The 13,991-nt window shown below is 36.3% G+C and carries 13 protein-coding genes and 4 tRNA genes; 11 read left to right on the top strand and 6 right to left on the bottom strand.

The genetic code is table 11. The features are described from left to right. Positions 1–96: 96 nt before the first annotated feature. Entirely contained in the window at positions 97–438 is a 342-nt protein-coding gene (locus tag CRS_RS17600; protein WP_142725311.1) for a hypothetical protein, read from the bottom strand. Between the two features lie 183 nt (positions 439–621). On the opposite strand from CRS_RS17600, the gene CRS_RS17595 reads away from it, so the two are divergent. Beyond that, positions 622–1,803, top strand: coding sequence for a hypothetical protein (locus CRS_RS17595; RefSeq protein WP_142725310.1), 1,182 nt, complete (start codon positions 622–624; stop codon positions 1,801–1,803). Further along, positions 1,787–2,368, top strand: a complete 582-nt coding sequence (locus tag CRS_RS17590) for a hypothetical protein (RefSeq protein ID WP_142725309.1) — start codon at positions 1,787–1,789, stop codon at positions 2,366–2,368. The genes CRS_RS17595 and CRS_RS17590 overlap by 17 nt, the downstream gene beginning before the upstream one ends. Here the strand turns inward: CRS_RS17590 and CRS_RS17585 are convergent. After that, a complete protein-coding gene (locus tag CRS_RS17585) occupies positions 2,317–2,895 on the bottom strand; it encodes a 5-formyltetrahydrofolate cyclo-ligase (RefSeq protein ID WP_308463717.1) in 579 nt (192 codons plus the stop codon). The two genes, CRS_RS17590 and CRS_RS17585, sit on opposite strands and share 52 nt — an antisense overlap. Positions 2,896–2,942: 47 nt before the next feature. Further along, complete coding sequence (locus CRS_RS17580; protein ID WP_142725308.1) at positions 2,943–4,304, bottom strand: rhodanese-related sulfurtransferase; 1,362 nt, start codon at positions 4,302–4,304, stop codon at positions 2,943–2,945. 341 nt (positions 4,305–4,645) lie between these two features. Between CRS_RS17580 and CRS_RS17575 the strand changes: the two genes are divergently transcribed. Then, positions 4,646–6,178, top strand: a complete 1,533-nt coding sequence (locus tag CRS_RS17575; RefSeq protein ID WP_142725307.1) for a trypsin-like peptidase domain-containing protein — start codon at positions 4,646–4,648, stop codon at positions 6,176–6,178. Between the two features lie 64 nt (positions 6,179–6,242). Here CRS_RS17575 and CRS_RS17570 read toward each other — a convergent pair whose 3' ends face one another. From CRS_RS17570 to CRS_RS17560, 3 genes are all read right to left on the bottom strand, one after another. Beyond that, on the bottom strand, positions 6,243–6,695 hold the full coding sequence (locus CRS_RS17570; RefSeq protein WP_142725306.1) for a hypothetical protein: 453 nt from the start codon (positions 6,693–6,695) through the stop codon (positions 6,243–6,245). Then, entirely contained in the window at positions 6,695–7,075 is a 381-nt protein-coding gene (locus CRS_RS17565) for a RidA family protein (protein WP_027380362.1), read from the bottom strand. The genes CRS_RS17570 and CRS_RS17565 overlap by 1 nt, the downstream gene beginning before the upstream one ends. A gap of 141 nt (positions 7,076–7,216) precedes the next feature. Next, complete coding sequence (locus tag CRS_RS17560) at positions 7,217–9,802, bottom strand: putative LPS assembly protein LptD (RefSeq protein WP_142725305.1); 2,586 nt, start codon at positions 9,800–9,802, stop codon at positions 7,217–7,219. Between the two features lie 53 nt (positions 9,803–9,855). Here CRS_RS17560 and CRS_RS17555 point away from each other — a divergent pair, with 53 nt between their 5' ends. From CRS_RS17555 to CRS_RS17520, 8 genes are all read left to right on the top strand, one after another. Beyond that, the gene (locus CRS_RS17555; RefSeq protein WP_172617103.1) at positions 9,856–11,142 is read left to right on the top strand and encodes an N-acetylmuramoyl-L-alanine amidase; all 1,287 of its coding nucleotides are present in this window, start codon (positions 9,856–9,858) and stop codon (positions 11,140–11,142) included. 58 nt (positions 11,143–11,200) lie between these two features. Further along, positions 11,201–11,272, top strand: a tRNA-Glu gene (locus tag CRS_RS17550). A gap of 353 nt (positions 11,273–11,625) precedes the next feature. Next, complete coding sequence (locus CRS_RS17545) at positions 11,626–11,946, top strand: hypothetical protein (RefSeq protein ID WP_047380487.1); 321 nt, start codon at positions 11,626–11,628, stop codon at positions 11,944–11,946. 66 nt (positions 11,947–12,012) lie between these two features. Continuing rightward, the gene (gene rpsT, locus CRS_RS17540; protein ID WP_002983073.1) at positions 12,013–12,267 is read left to right on the top strand and encodes a 30S ribosomal protein S20; all 255 of its coding nucleotides are present in this window, start codon (positions 12,013–12,015) and stop codon (positions 12,265–12,267) included. A gap of 10 nt (positions 12,268–12,277) precedes the next feature. Then, positions 12,278–12,349, top strand: a tRNA-Glu gene (locus CRS_RS17535). A 76-nt stretch (positions 12,350–12,425) separates the two neighbouring features. Further along, positions 12,426–12,497 (top strand) — tRNA-Glu (locus tag CRS_RS17530). 63 nt (positions 12,498–12,560) lie between these two features. Then, positions 12,561–12,632 (top strand) — tRNA-Glu (locus CRS_RS17525). Positions 12,633–13,152: 520 nt separating this feature from the next. Continuing rightward, complete coding sequence (locus tag CRS_RS17520; protein ID WP_142725304.1) at positions 13,153–13,926, top strand: T9SS type A sorting domain-containing protein; 774 nt, start codon at positions 13,153–13,155, stop codon at positions 13,924–13,926. The last annotated feature ends 65 nt before the right edge of the window (positions 13,927–13,991 follow it).

Genomic DNA, 13,991 nt, shown 5'->3' with positions numbered 1-13,991 from the left:
GTATAAATTGCTTCGCCTTAGACTCACAATGACAAAACATAAAAAAACCGTTTCACTGGGTGAAACGGTTCTTTTATTGTTAAGCGTATGCTAGAATTATTTCTTAGCAGCGTCTTTTGCAGCATCTTTAGCAGCGTCAGCAGCACCTTTAGCAGCATCAGCAGCTCCTTTAGCAGCTTCTCCAGCTCCTTTAGCAGCATCTTTAGCAACTTCAGCACCAGCAGCAGTTGTAGCAGCAGCAGCATCTTTAGTAGCTTCTACAGCAGTAGTTGCAGCAGAATCAACAACTTTAGCAGCAGAATCAGAAACTACAGCAGCAGAATCAGCTACGTTAGCAGCAGCAGAATCAGTTGCTCCTTCAGTAGAAGTAGCTTCAGTTTTTTTACAAGCAACTAGAGAGATTGCAGCGATAGCAGCTACGAATAATGACTTTTTCATAATAAATTAAATTTAATTTTGTTAATATTGTTTTATAAAATTTTCTTCTGTTCTGTTATTTGAACAAGACAAAGGTAGAGCAGTTAGAAAATTTGTCTATGAAAAATAATTGTAATACCTTTGTAAAATAGTTTTACAAAAAAACATAGCTGATAATCAACAATTTAATTATTTTAAAAAAAATTGACAGACTTAGATCTACTTCACTTTGAACAGCTAAAAAAGGATGTCCAGGGTCAATACTTAAAAGAACACACCCCTTCACAGGATGATATTTCCAAGTGGAAGGGTATTGATATCATATATTTCCAGGAAGACCTTCGCAAAAAAGCGAAAGGCAACATCAGTGAAAAGTCATTTTATACCTATTTCAAAACTTCACCGGTCACTAAATTACCAAGAATAGACATGCTCAATTTATTGAGTATTTATGCGGGGTACGGCTCATGGTATGATTTCAAGAAACAGCATCTTTTTGCCGGAGAATTATTACTGGAAAATGAAAACCTTGAGGAAGAAGAAATCAAGGAACTGGAAAAAACAGTATCTGCTGCTCTTGAACTTCCAAAAGAGGAATTTCAGCCTAAAAAAACCGACGCACACACTGCAGAAATTTCCGATTTACAAAAATCAAATACTGATAATCAATACATTACACAAAAAACACCAACTACCAATGAAATAACAATTTCATCCGTTGCACCTAAGAAAAACTTTTTCAAAAAGAACGCCTGGGCACTTGTCACTTCAGTTCTTATTGCCATCACAGGTCTTTTAGGATTCAAAGATGTACTTTTTTCAAAAACATATAAATATTGTTTCATCGATAAAGACAGAGGAGTTTCTGTAATCAATACCTTAGAAATAATGGTGGTCAAAGAAAATGAATCTCCATTAATGTATAAAATAAAACCAGGAGAGTGTTTTTACTATTCTACCAAAGATAAAAATCTGAAAATGCGCATCAGCGCTCCTTTTTATGAGCCGCTTGAAGTAAACAGAAATCTTGAAAACGCCCCCGAGGAGGAAAAAATAGAGCTGAAACCGGACGATTATAAGATGGCGGTCTATTATTTCTCAATAAAAGACATCAAAGGAGGAAATCCTGATGAACAGGTGGCTCTTATAAAGCAAAAAAGAAATCAGCTGGAAAACCTTATCAGCAGCAATGCGGTTATCTATCAGGTATATGACAATGATACCTATGGAATAGAAAGGCTGGATAAACAGAAATACATTACGCTGGTAACCACTCCGACAACCTCTCTGAAAAACCTGAATGTAATAGAAATGAAAAAGGATATCAAAGGTAAGATTGTATCCATTAAATTTAAAATTGCTACCACAGATGAAAAGAATAAATAATTTTTTAATTTTCACCGTGCTTCTGACTTTATTTATTGCCTGTAACAATAAAACTTCAGAGGTAAGCGACCTCGATAAACTACGAAACAGCAACAATGAAAAAAGCTATCCTGCTGTACAGATGGATAGCATGCAGGCCATTAACTCCATCACCAAACAGAAAGTTCAGGAACTTCTTGACCTGTCAACTCTTTATCTGACCGGAAATCGAAATACGGAAATAGATACTGTCATTTACTCACAAATGGAAAGCTATTTCCACAAACCGGATTCGTTGACATTCAAAAAACTGCTGAAAGAGCTGGACAGCATGAAAGTAAAGACGGCAAAAGTAAGTAACCTGAATGTTTATAAAGAATTTTACAAAAAGGATACTTTGGATTACGCCAAGTTCAATGTTGAGTATTTTGACAATAAAAACAAGTCTCTCGGAAGCTTTGAAAAGAATGCACAATACATTTTGCTGTCAACTTCAAAACTTAAAAAAGAATTTAAATTTTATTTTCTGGATTTTTATTCCAAACCGCTTAAGAAAGACAGCACTTCTGTAGGAGTGACCAAATAGTCAAGGGGAATATCATTCTCCCAGACATCATCCACATATTCATCGGGGTCAAAATAATTGACTCCGATTTTTTTGGTGTCCGGAGATATACTTTGAAACAAACCATCATAAAATCCTTTCCCGTATCCTACCCGATTTCCTTTCCTGTCACAATACAGCAATGGGGTAATGACATAATGAAAGTCATTTTCAACGGAATCTTCATTGGAAACCGGTTCTGAAATTCCCCAGCTGTTAGTTTCAAAAACAGTGTCTTTAAAGATCTCAATATTAATCAGTTGATCAGCAACAATCTTAGGTACATAAACCCGGATATTCTGTGCTAAAAAATATTGAATGAAGATTTGGGTATCAATTTCCTTTCTTGCCGAAATAGGGATGAAAATATGTACTTTTTCCCCTTCTTTCGGATTGAAATACTGAATAAAATTTTCAAAAATCTTCTGTGATAACAAGAAAGCCTCATCATCAGACAAGGCTTTTCTTTTTTGGGTATATTTTTTTCTAAGCTCAGCTTTCAGCATCATTATCAAGTTGTTTTAACTGACATAATTTTTACCCGAGAGGTTTTGGATTATGCGTTATCCAAAATTCTATACAGCTTATCAGACAAACGAACTCTGAAAGGAAGCTCGAAAGTGATTTGATCTCCAGGCTTCGCGGTTTCACAAGGACCACCATTAGCATAGATTTGAGTAATGGTAACTTCCTGCTCTCCTGTTGTCGGACCTGAAATCAATATTTTATCTCCTACAGACAGATCTTTATTCTCAATTAAGAACTGTGCAATTTTTGATTTTGAGTAGTAATGTTCAGCCTTTCCAATCAGCTCTTTTTTCACAGCAATCTTCTGGCGGATATTCTTTGTTTCAGCTTTTGCCAGAGGTTGGTCAGGTAAATCACCAGACTTTTTAAATTTCAAGGCATCTGATTTTCCTTTTCTGAAGACTTTATTTCCGACCTGCAGGCCTTTTCTTAGTTTCACCTGTTCGTCCCAGGGCAGATGTATGGTATCCAGACATTCTGCAGAACAGCAGTTTTCCATTGCAGCTTTACATTCGTCACATTGGATGAATAATAAATGACAAGCGTCATTGGCACAATTCGTATGGTTATCACAAGGCTTACCGCACTGGTGGCACTGTGCAATAATATCGTCTGTAATCCTCTCCCCTAAACGGTGGTCAAATACAAAGTTTTTACCAATGAACTTACTTTTTATTCCTTCTTCTTTAATCTGGCGTGTATATTCAATGATTCCTCCTTCCAGCTGGTATACATTTTTAAAACCCTGATGTTTGAAGTAAGCACTTGCTTTTTCACATCGGATTCCACCGGTGCAATACATCAATAGGTTTTTATCTTCCTTAAAGTCCTGTAACTGCTCATTGATAATCGGTAAACTTTCTCTGAAGTTTTCCACATCCGGAGTAATCGCTCCTTCGAAATGTCCTACTTCACTTTCGTAATGATTTCTGAAATCCACTACAATGGTATTCGGATCTTCAAGAAGATTATTGAACTCCTGGGCTTTTAGGTGAATCCCTTTATTGGTAACATCAAACGTTTCATCATTAAGACCGTCAGCAACAATTTTGTTTCTGACCTTAATGGTTAGTTTTAAGAAAGAATAATTGTCCTGATCTACCGCTACATTCAAACGGATTCCTTTCATAAAGTCATAAACTTCCAGCGTATTACGAAAAGCCTCAAACTGGTCTGCAGGAACACTCATCTGAGCATTGATTCCTTCAGTAGCAACATAAATACGGCCAAGAGCATCCAGTGCATTCCAGGCTATAAATAATTCGTCGCGAAATTTTTTGGGATCTTCAATTTTGGCATACGCATAGAAAGACAAAGTAAGGCGGTCTTTACCGGCTTCATCAATAAGTTTAGCTCTTTCTTCTGCGCTTAAGGTGTTATACAGTTGCATGCTATAAACGTTTTAAGTGAGAATAAAATTTTTGCAAAGATAATCATTTTTGAATTAAGTATATTTATGACACCAATCAATGCAATAAGAAATGAATGATCAGCATGAATATTATATGATGTCCTATCTTGTGAAAGTCTGACATATTTTCCTTAATTTTTTTTTAAGTTTTGTTAACTGTGACATTAACAATTATGATTTAAGACACAAAATGATATAATAGCCGTTAAATTTTAGTTAAAATTGAAACATAGCATACTAATTGCTTACTTATTTAACATTAAATTTGTTTACTCAAAAACATAAAAAAGAAATTAATTAATAAACAAGAAAGATATACAATGAAGAGTACTTTAAAAAAACTATTACCATTTGCAGTAGTTGGAGTCATTTCCGGAGCTACTACCGTTGGAGCTCTACAATATTTCGGACACAACTCCAACAATGGAGATCAATCTTATTTTACAACATCAGCACCAAACACCTCATTCGCAGGAATGAATACGGGAGCAGTAGGTGATGATTTTGTAAAAGCAGCTAAAACAACCGTTCCAGCTGTAGTTACCATTAAAAATTACCAAAGCAGAACTTCAAGCAGAGCTTCAGAGCAAGACCTGTTCGACTTTTTCTTTGGAGATCCTTTCGGTGGAGGAAGAGGCCAGCAGAGACAGAAGCAGCAACAGGCTCCTGATAACATGCCATCTGGAATGGGTTCTGGTGTCATCATCTCTCCGGACGGATATATTATCTCTAATAACCACGTAGTAGCAGGCGCTAATAAGCTAGAAGTCGTATTAAGCAACAAGAAGTCTTACATTGCTACTTTGGTTGGAACAGACCCTAATACAGACATTTCTTTATTAAAGATTGAAGAGAAAGGACTTCCTTATTTAAATTTTGCAAATTCTGACAATATTGAAGTAGGACAATGGGTTCTTGCAGTAGGAAACCCACTTGGGTTAAATTCTACAGTTACAGCAGGTATTGTTTCTGCAAAAGGAAGAGGTATTGGAATCCTTGGAAGCCAGGGAAAAGCCGCTAATCCTATTGAAAGCTTCATCCAGACGGATGCTGCGATCAACCCGGGTAACTCAGGTGGTGCATTGGTGAACACCAATGGTGAACTTATCGGGATCAACTCGGCAATTCAGTCTACTACAGGATACTATCAGGGATATGGATTTGCAGTTCCGTCCAACCTTGCCAGAAAAATTGTTGAGGATATCAAGAAATTCGGAATTGTACAGCGAGGATTCTTAGGAGTACAGTCTCTGGATCTTTCAAATGATCAATTGGTAAGCTCCTACAATCAGCAATATAAAACGAACCTAAAAGTAGGGTCCGGAATTTATATTACAGGATTTGGTGAAAACAGTGGTGCTGAAGATGCAGGCCTGAAAAAAGGTGATATTATTACCAAAGTAGATACCTATGACATTACTGATTTTGCAGATCTTTCTATGTCTATCGGAAGCAAACGTCCGGGTGATAAAGTACAGGTAACTTATCTGAGAAATGGTAAAGAAGGAACAACGAACGTAACGCTTAGAGACCAAAAAGGCGGGACTTCCACAAGAACAAAAGCAGATCTTAGCGTGACGGAAAAAATCGGAGCAGAATTCCAAAGCATTGATGACAGAACAAAAGCTTATTACGGCTTAAATAGCGGAGTTGTTGCTAAAAACGTTATAGAAGGAAGTGAGATGGCCAAAGCAGGAATTGTAGACGGTTATATCATTACAGAGATCAATGGAAAACCTGTCAACTCACAGAAAGACGTAGAAAACTTACTGACTAAGTTCTCCGGAACCGCTCAAATAAAATACATGGACGACTACGGAAGAAATTACCAGAGAGGATTCAAAATGCCTTAATTAAGAAAACAAAATTAGTTTTTCATATCAACAAAAAAACGCTGCAAAAACCTGCAGCGTTTTTTTATTTATTATTCATTTTTTCAGCAATCCTCTTTTTCTTATTCCGTTCATAGATCACTTCTACAATCTTACCGCCAATCCAGGAAAAAGGGAAAAAGGTAAGGAAAATAGAAATTTTATAAAATGTAGGATGATAAGGAAAAATAATAACATCCAGCATAGCAATAAAGAGCATGATAAACCCTATCAGAATAGCATAAGCCACTTTAGCATATTTGACAATAATGGCTGTAGCGACTCCTCCAATAGTAGTTCCCAGTCCGGAAATGAATAAAAGGAAGCCAAAAAATGCCTTATCATCTTTCATGCTGAAAAGAAATCTCTGCCAATGCTCAAACGGAGCGAAAGCCTCAAAAGTTACCCATTGCGGAAAAGCCCTTATACCAAGAGTGATAATAAGTCCTGCAATACCAAGACCTATCAGAACCGCAACTGTATTTCTTATAAAGTTCATTAATCCTGATGTGCGATCATAGAAATTTCAATATCCACATTTTTAGGCAAACATGAAACCTGTACTGTTTCACGGGCAGGATAGCTTTCTGAATCTAAGTAAGATGCATAGATATCATTCATTACCGCAAAATCATCCATATTCTTAAGGAAGATGGTAGCTTTTACAACATTTTTAAAAGTCATTCCGGCCTCTGTAAGGATCGCCTCAAGGTTTTTCATTACCTGATGCGTTTCTTTCTCAATTCCCTCTACCAATTTACCCGTTGCAGGATCTACAGGAATCTGTCCGGAGATGTATAAAACCCCATTGGCCATATTAGCTTGTGAATAAGGTCCGATAGCTGCAGGTGCATTCACGGTGTTGATTATTTGTTTCATATGTGGATATTTAATTTTTTTAAGCTCATATACTGTCACTGCCCACTCTATTCTTTATAAAAAATCTGTCTTGCAGTGATCTCATTAGAATTTATTTTGGTTGCAAATATAAAATTTATATTTACAAATGCCAATCTGATATTAGAAAGGCGCATTAGGCTGGGTAAAGCTTCTGTCTTTGTACTTTAAGGCATCACTTAAGATATTGGCTTTGATGCCAATAAAGAAGTCATACACCTTATATTGACCGAAAGGCACCCAGTTGAAGTTGATTGTAAAGCTTCGCTGATCTCTCGAAAAACCGATCCTTGTATATGCCAATTCTTTAGTCACCATATCATAATGGGTACTTCCGTTGATATTCCAGTAAGGAGTAAGCTTGATGCTGCCATCTAGTCCGATAGATGCAATTTTATTGGCAAATCTGCTCAGTCCTTTGGAGTAAGCATAGTTAGCGCTGATATTTAAAGTCCAGGCCTGATCAAAATGAGCATAATGATCATCATCAAAATAATAATTTTCATTTCGAACCTCTCCTTTTGATGAATATTTTTTAGCATAATCTGTTTTCTCCCCAAAAATCTCGCTGCTTAAAGGATATGATAACTGAACATTGAATCCCTGAACACTGAAGTGACCGAACTGTTCTGTTCTTATTCCGTTGTCCTGGCCTGATGAAAAATCAATTTTATAAGGCTCCAGCGCAAGACTGGTATTTACGGTAAGCTTATTATTGAAGAAAGACGACTGTCCGTTGATGGAGAATACAGACCAAGGGTGATCTTTAGCAGCAAAGTTATAGCTTCCGGCAAGGTTTAAAGATTCAAAGATTTTAATCTTTTTCACTCCTGTAGAATCACTCTTAGACTTTATTTTCATTTCAATATTGTTCCCAATGTTGAAACCTAATGCCCCCTGCATCCCACTGGAAGGACTTCCAATAATCCCTTTTTCAAAAATCGAATAAGGGGTTAAAGCTCCGGTAGCATTATAATAGTTCCTGTAATATCCGAAATTAGGACTTGAAAAATCCGGAGAATATGTGAAGCTAACGCTTGGTGTCATCATATGTCTTACGGCCTCCACTGCGGATCCTTTTTTGAATTTCAGCATCCCGTACAATGTAGTCTGAAGGCTGGCAGAAGTAGAGAAGGTAGAGTATCCGCTGAAGTTTTTCTTAATCTCATCAACTGTTACATTTTTTACAGGATCATAATATCTGTTCAGTGTTTTTGTAGTGAGGGCATTATCAATATTGGCACTTAAGCTGAATGTAAAGTATTTGGCTACTGTTGTGTTGGTTGCCAATGCGATATTATTTTTAAGACCAGTCTGCATCTTATCCCACATTTCTTTTTTAAACAGCTCATTTTCCTGAGTATTTACAAAATTGGTAAGATTGAAGCCTGTGTTCACTGTAATATTTTCAAGAAGCCCCTGTCTGATGCCTGTTCTTGATTTAAACAGATAAAACTGATTGATTGCTACGTTCATCTGCGGAAGACGCAGATCTGCCAGTCCTGTTGCAAAGTTCTGGGAATAAGAGGCCGTTCCGGTAATGGTCATCGGAAGCTTCAGGAATCTTTTGGTAAGGGTTACCGTAGAATTCTGTTGGGTATTCAGTACATTTTGGTTGAAAATGTAGTTATTGTTAAGTGGGTTGTTATAAAACTTTGTACTTACAATATCCACAGAAGCACTGAACGTAAGAAAAGGATTGGCCTTGGAATCCTGGGAGTGAGTCCAGTTGATTCTATAGGTACTGTTCTTGGTATAATCGTCCAAACCTTTGATTCCTCTTACCATAGTACCGATATCTGCAGTAAAGTTACCTGAGTACCGGTATTTTTTCTGATAGTTTACCTGAGGGCGCAAGTTCCAGCTTCCTTTTGTATAAATATCCGCTAAAACCTTAAGATCAAAGTGTTCTCCAATAGGCTGGTAATATCCTATCCCGTTCAGAAAGAAACCCACATCTTCTCTTTCCCCGAAACTCGGGATCAGAATTCCGGCAGCTCTTTTATCGGAAAACGGTAAAATGGCAAACGGAAGATACAGAGGGGTAGGCACCTGCTCGATAAACATCTGGATAGGACCTGTAACGATCTGGGATTTTGTTTTGGTTTTAATCAGCTTAATATTATAAGCTCTCATAAAATAATCCGCAGCCGTATCTTTTTTCTTAATGAAATAATCATCCGTTGTATAATCCGCTTTTCTCATTGCGAATACCGAATCATTATATTTTTTGGTCTTCTGGGCTATAATTACCCCTTCGCTTTCTTCTGTACGGGCATTGAAAGCAATAGCCTGTTTCGTCTTTGTATTATAGCTGAATTCGTTGGTCTCGTATTTTTTTCCGGCCTGGGTCGTGATTACGGGCTCAATTATTTTCCCTAAAGAATCCTGTTTTCCTCTGGCATAGATAAGATTTTTATTATCATCTATTGAGATATAATCTGCATCAATCTGCATATCCTGATATTTCACCTGTGCGTTTTTATTCAGGAATGTCATTTTTTTCGGAACATCTCTTCTCTGATCGTCTGCCTTTGTTCGAAGAACATCATTTAAAGATTCTTTTTTTACAACTATGGTATCCTTTTTGGAAATAGTATCATTAACCGCATTTTTAGGCAATTTTTCAGGAGTTTTCTGTGCTAAAAAATTGTTAAAAATTAGGATAATTAAAATTTGTAATATATTTTTGAAGACGGTTTTGGCCAATTTTATACTATATAATTAAGGCCCAAAATTAATATAATTTTTATAACTGTAAGATGCACAAACAAAATTTTAAAATAATTTTATCATTTCTCCTTATCCTTGCCAGTAACTTTATTTTCTCTCAGAAGAAGTTCACTATCGTTTTAGATGCCGGACACGGAGGAAGTGATCACGGGGCCAACAGGACCTACGCAGACATCGGAAGAGTCGCAGAAAAAGACATTACCCTTGCTATTACCTTAAAGATAGGTGCGATGTTAGAAAAAAACAGGGATTTCAAAGTAATATATACCCGTAAAATCGATGAATATCCATCTCTATCCGACAGAACGAATCTTGCCAACAGAAGCAAGGCAGACCTTTTTGTTTCCATTCACTGTAATTCTTCACAAAGACCTACAGCGTATGGTACCGAAACTTATGTACAGGGACCTAACCAGAATAATGAAAACCTTGAGGTAGCCAAAAGAGAAAATGATGTGATCTTTCTGGACGAAAAAGATAAGCAGACCTTTGGATCTTACAACCCGGATTCACCGGAATCTTTAATTGCTTTGAAACTTCAGCAGAGTAAATATCTTGAATCCAGCCTTCTTTTAGGAGGATTGGTTGAAGATAATTTTGTCAATAAAGATAAAAGGTCTTCCAGAGGAGTATTTCAGAAAAACCTTCACGTTCTCCGTATGAATGCCATGCCTTCTGTACTGATTGAAACAGGTTTTATCAATCATCCTGAGGAAAGCCATTATATAGCATCCGACAAAGGGCAGACTGAAATTGCAGAAAGTATTTATAATGCAATTATCGATTATAAGAAAGCGATTGACAGAAAATCAGGAGGTTCTGTTGCGGTTAGAAAACCTGAACCTGAAAAACCGGCAGAGGTTCCTCTGAAAAATGATTTCAGAATTTTACTGATGAGCTCACCTACAAAGTATAATGAGAACGACCCTGCTCTTAAAGGATTGAATTATATCCTGACTCTTAAAGAAAACGGACAATATAAATATTACTATGCTGTAACAAATATGGCCTCTGTAAAGGATATTAATCTTAAAACGGCCAAGGACGCAGGATTTAGAAATGCTTTTGCCGTAGGATTCATGCCTAACCAGAGAATCAGCATGGGGTATTATACAATAGAAGTCTATTCCGGTGATAAACTGAATGGCAATTCTTATATTCTTCAGAACCTGAAAGATGTGGAAAGAGAAAAAGACAGCGGTGTATTCTATTATACCTATGGAAAAGTATACACACTGGAAGATGCTGTAAAACTTCAAAAGGAACTTGAAGCTAAAGGCATCAAAAATACAGTGATACAAAAAGTATATAAATAATTTCTAAATAAATTTTGAAGTTTAAAAGTTAATTTTTACTTTTGCAACCTCAAAATTTGGCCTATTCGTCTAGTGGTCAGGACTCAAGATTTTCATTCTTGCAACAGGGGTTCGATTCCCCTATAGGCTACAGTTAAAAACCTTTAACAGATTTGTTAAAGGTTTTTTAATTGCTTCAACAGCTAATTGATTAGATTATATTTACTTTTGATCTTGAAAAAGAATTTTTTCCCGATTAGTGGCAAATACATATAAACAATGCATAACATATCATTATAATATACTGAAGAAGAATCATATTCGATAAAAAAGACAATTGCTTTTATTTTAAAAAGAGATTCTGTTTACATTATATCTGACAAAAGCATTATATTTGCAAAAAATTTTTAACCATAATGGGTCACACCATATGGTGACACAGGTGAAAAAAAATTATTTATAAATCATGTTTGTAGCTGGCTGCAGACTATCAAATTTTATATCATGCCGGATTTAAAAATACAAGAAGCGAAATTGCTTTTTAAGAAAATCCACTCTAACCCAAAAAGTTATGATTTACAAATCAATGAAGACGGGATTACAGGCAGAGATGATAAAATCAGTTTCAGACTTTACAGGACTGGAGAAAGGGTTGCTTTTGAAGTAACAATTGACGGACTTACTTTCACCAATACCACTGGAGAATGGAACAACGCACTGATCATGCTGGGAAATACGATCAAAAAATTAGAAAAAGAACAGGAAAATTTAAAAATAGAACAGGCAATAAATAAACTTAGAAAGTACCTCTCAGAAGAAAATTAATTTTTTTAAAAAATAATTTGGTAGTTTAAAAAAAAGTTTATAGTTTTGCACTCACATTTAAACGATATGGCAAATCATAAATCAGCACTAAAGAGAATCAGACAAAACGAAACTAGAAGACTTCGTAACAGATATTATCACAAGACTGCTAGAACAGCTTTAAAAGCTTTAAGAAATGAAGAGAACAAAGCTGCTGCTACAGAACAATTGCCAAAAGTTATCGCTTTATTGGATAAATTAGCTAAGAAAAACATTATCCACAAAAACAAAGCGGCTAACTTAAAAAGCAAATTAACAAAGCACGTTAATAAATTAGCGTAATAATATAGCCGGCCCGTTCGTCTATCGGTTAGGACCTCAGATTTTCATTCTGGTAAGAGGGGTTCGATTCCCCTACGGGCTACTTACATCTTAAAAAAACACTGTATAACATCAGTGTTTTTTTAAAGAGCGTATTAAAGCTATAAATATAACTAACCGGCCCGTTCGTCTATCGGTTAGGACCTCAGATTTTCATTCTGGTAAGAGGGGTTCGATTCCCCTACGGGCTACAATAAGAGTTGATACTTATCAAAACAAAAGCTAACACATTGCCTTGGCAATGGAAGATAGAGGGCCCGTTCGTCTATCGGTTAGGACCTCAGATTTTCATTCTGGTAAGAGGGGTTCGATTCCCCTACGGGCTACAAAAGGACTTTTTCGAAAGTCCTTTTTTCGTTTCTTACTATTCTTTTTGGTGATTCTTGAATCAAGCGCAAAAGTTGGGGGCTAGTACAAAATCTATACTTTTATTGAACCGACAGGTCATTTTTTAATCGCAAAGAAAAATGATTCAAATGTTTTATTCTAGAAAGCTAAGAAGTACGACTTTGTCGCTTAAGAAGCTTAGTGGATATGTATTTGCTTAGAAAGAATCAATGAAATTCATTCCATCCTTTGCCCCCTTGAAAATATGGGATAAGAGGCTAAAAACTTTGCGTTAGTTTAAATTCCATAAATACAATATTCCCCCAGCTTTTGAGACTGCCCCCTAATAACCTTCTCAATTATAATTCCATTAATCAAAACGATAATGCTATTTTCATTTTCAACGAGAAAGCTGTATTAAATTTCATTAAAAATATCACTGATATTGGAAATATTATTTCCTATTTCTTCCATTAATCCTTACATTTGAATAAAACTATTCATTTTAAAATATATAACATGAAATTCAATCTACTTTTGAGAAACAAATTCTCCTTTAAAGCCGGTTTGATGGCTTTATTTTTCTTTTCAACCGGTACAATGTCTTTGGCTCAGAACAGAATTTACGCCCATGCACAAAATTCAGGCGTATTTGGAGTGGCATGTCTCGGATGTCGTGTAGACAATCCTTTGAATGCTATCGGAGACAACGAAGATGATTATTCAACAATGGTATTGGGTACTGCTCTTTTAGGTGGTATTCAGCAGACTTTGACCTTTCCTGATCTCAGGTCAGATACAAGATTGGTAGTAGGAATCGGAACAGACAATATTCCTTTATCTGTGCAATTACTGAGCGGGGTAACCCTTGAGACGATGAACGGCGGCACTTCAAATGAAGACCGCAGAACAATAGATGTAAGCCTGCTTAAACTGGGAGCAACTCCCAACAGAGGTACGGTTGAATTTAAACCGACAAAACCTTATGATGGAGTAAGAATAGGCTTAACCGGCGGTGTCCTGAGCCTTGGTGGAGGGTTCAGAATTTATTATGCTTACCAGGATCCTTTAATCAATATTATGGCGCACAGTCAGAACGGACAGACTACTCTTAGCGGAAACGTCTCTTTAGAGGGATCCGAGATCACTTTGTTCAATACTTCAGGAAAGGAAGTATTCCGCTCTGCACTGAAATCAAATACATTTGAGTCAAGACAGTCTGAAGGTGTTTATATAATGAACATACAGACTAAAGAAGGAAAAACATATTCCAAAAAAATTATAATCAAATAATTTGGCAGGAAACAAAAAAATGCGGCGGGCTTATAGCCTGCCGTAGTTTTTCGTATTGGTATTTA

The sequence above is a fragment of the Chryseobacterium sp. ON_d1 genome (assembly GCF_006829085.1).
Classification (GTDB): domain Bacteria; phylum Bacteroidota; class Bacteroidia; order Flavobacteriales; family Weeksellaceae; genus Chryseobacterium.
This window is presented reverse-complemented; position numbering and strand designations above follow the sequence as displayed.

What these genes read in the sequence shown, in the direction of transcription:
- CRS_RS17565 (WP_027380362.1), bottom strand. Translation starts at nt 7,075, where the DNA reads ATGAAACAAATAATCAACACCGTGAATGCACCTGCAGCTATCGGACCT.
- CRS_RS17600 (WP_142725311.1), bottom strand. Translation starts at nt 438, where the DNA reads ATGAAAAAGTCATTATTCGTAGCTGCTATCGCTGCAATCTCTCTAGTT.
- CRS_RS17570 (WP_142725306.1), bottom strand. Translation starts at nt 6,695, where the DNA reads ATGAACTTTATAAGAAATACAGTTGCGGTTCTGATAGGTCTTGGTATT.
- rpsT (WP_002983073.1), top strand. Translation starts at nt 12,013, where the DNA reads ATGGCAAATCATAAATCAGCACTAAAGAGAATCAGACAAAACGAAACT.
- CRS_RS17590 (WP_142725309.1), top strand. Translation starts at nt 1,787, where the DNA reads ATGAAAAGAATAAATAATTTTTTAATTTTCACCGTGCTTCTGACTTTA.
- CRS_RS17575 (WP_142725307.1), top strand. Translation starts at nt 4,646, where the DNA reads ATGAAGAGTACTTTAAAAAAACTATTACCATTTGCAGTAGTTGGAGTC.
- CRS_RS17545 (WP_047380487.1), top strand. Translation starts at nt 11,626, where the DNA reads ATGCCGGATTTAAAAATACAAGAAGCGAAATTGCTTTTTAAGAAAATC.
- CRS_RS17580 (WP_142725308.1), bottom strand. Translation starts at nt 4,304, where the DNA reads ATGCAACTGTATAACACCTTAAGCGCAGAAGAAAGAGCTAAACTTATT.
- CRS_RS17520 (WP_142725304.1), top strand. Translation starts at nt 13,153, where the DNA reads ATGAAATTCAATCTACTTTTGAGAAACAAATTCTCCTTTAAAGCCGGT.
- CRS_RS17555 (WP_172617103.1), top strand. Translation starts at nt 9,856, where the DNA reads ATGCACAAACAAAATTTTAAAATAATTTTATCATTTCTCCTTATCCTT.
- CRS_RS17585 (WP_308463717.1), bottom strand. Translation starts at nt 2,895, where the DNA reads ATGATGCTGAAAGCTGAGCTTAGAAAAAAATATACCCAAAAAAGAAAA.